This is a genomic window from Arhodomonas sp. KWT, from assembly GCF_010993615.1.
On record NZ_WNXE01000514.1, the window covers coordinates 1 to 1,142 of the forward strand.

The 1,142-nt window shown below is 66.7% G+C and carries 3 protein-coding genes; all 3 read left to right on the forward strand.

The genetic code is table 11. From position 1 onward, the window contains the following. On the forward strand, positions 1–189 hold a 189-nt coding region (locus tag G7A99_RS20330), incomplete at its 5' end, for a LysR substrate-binding domain-containing protein (RefSeq protein ID WP_240466360.1). Positions 190–252: 63 nt separating this feature from the next. Beyond that, on the forward strand, positions 253–894 hold the full coding sequence (gene can / locus G7A99_RS20335; RefSeq protein ID WP_018719394.1) for a carbonate dehydratase: 642 nt from the start codon (positions 253–255) through the stop codon (positions 892–894). Positions 895–1,023: 129 nt separating this feature from the next. Next, a partial coding sequence (locus G7A99_RS25995) for a Slp family lipoprotein (protein WP_371807646.1) occupies positions 1,024–1,142 on the forward strand: 119 nt, incomplete at its 3' end.

Sequence of the window (1,142 nt, forward strand, 5' to 3'; positions counted from 1 at the left end):
GAGGGCACCGGCTATGCGCTGGTCCCGCCGGTGGTGATACGTGACGAGCTGAATTCGGGCAGGCTGGTCGAGCGTTGTCGCGTGCCGGAGGTGCGCGAGCGCTTCTACGCGATCTTCCAGCGCCGGCAGTTCCCGAACCCGCTGGTGCGCGAGCTGCTCGACACGCTCGCAACCCCTTCCGATCAATGAATGCCCCGCTCCCCTGTCTGTTATCTTGCGGTAAATGACCGTGTCGTCACCGGAGCGGGTGTTTTGAGCGACATCCTCGATCTTCTCGAGAACAACCGGCGCTGGTCGGAGCGGCTGTCCAGCGAGCAGCCGGATTTCTTTTCCCGGCTGGCACGCCAGCAGAATCCGGACTACCTCTGGATTGGCTGCTCGGACAGTCGCGTGCCCGCCAACGACATCGTCGACCTGATGCCCGGGGAGCTGTTCGTGCACCGCAACGTGGGGAACGTGGTGGTGCACAGCGACATGAATGCCATGTCGGTGCTGCAGTTCGCCGTGGAGGTGCTGCACGTGCGCCACATCATCGTCACCGGTCATTACGGCTGTGGCGGGGTCCGTGTCGCCATGGGGCACCGGCAGTTCGGCCTGATCGACAACTGGCTGCGACACATCAGGGACGTCTATCACCTCCACGAGGCGGAGCTCGACGCGATCGAGGACGAGGAGCGGCGTACCGACCGGCTCTGCGAGCTCAACGTCGTCGAGCAGGTGCGCAACGTCTGCTACACGACCATCGTCCAGAATGCCTGGGCACGCGGGCAGACCCTGGCGGTGCACGGCTGGGTCTACGGGCTCGTCGACGGGCGGGTGAACGACCTGTCGGTGAGCGTGCGCGGACCGGGCGAGATCGGCCGCATCTACCGCATGGATCCCATCGGCGACTGAGCCCGCCGCGGCGGCGCTATACTCGGGGAACGCGCCTGTTTCGTCCCGGGTCCAAGAGCAGACAGGCGCCACTCAGGGAGGGGCGGGATCATGCGCCAGCTGTTCGCCATCGTCGTCGCATCCGCCGTCATGCTCGGTGGCTGCGCCAGTGTGCCGGAGTCCCTGCAGAGTGCGCCCGCCGCCTCGCCTACGCCGGCGGATGTCCGTGCGGAGGCCGGGCGGTATACCGGCACGCGGGTGCTCTGGGG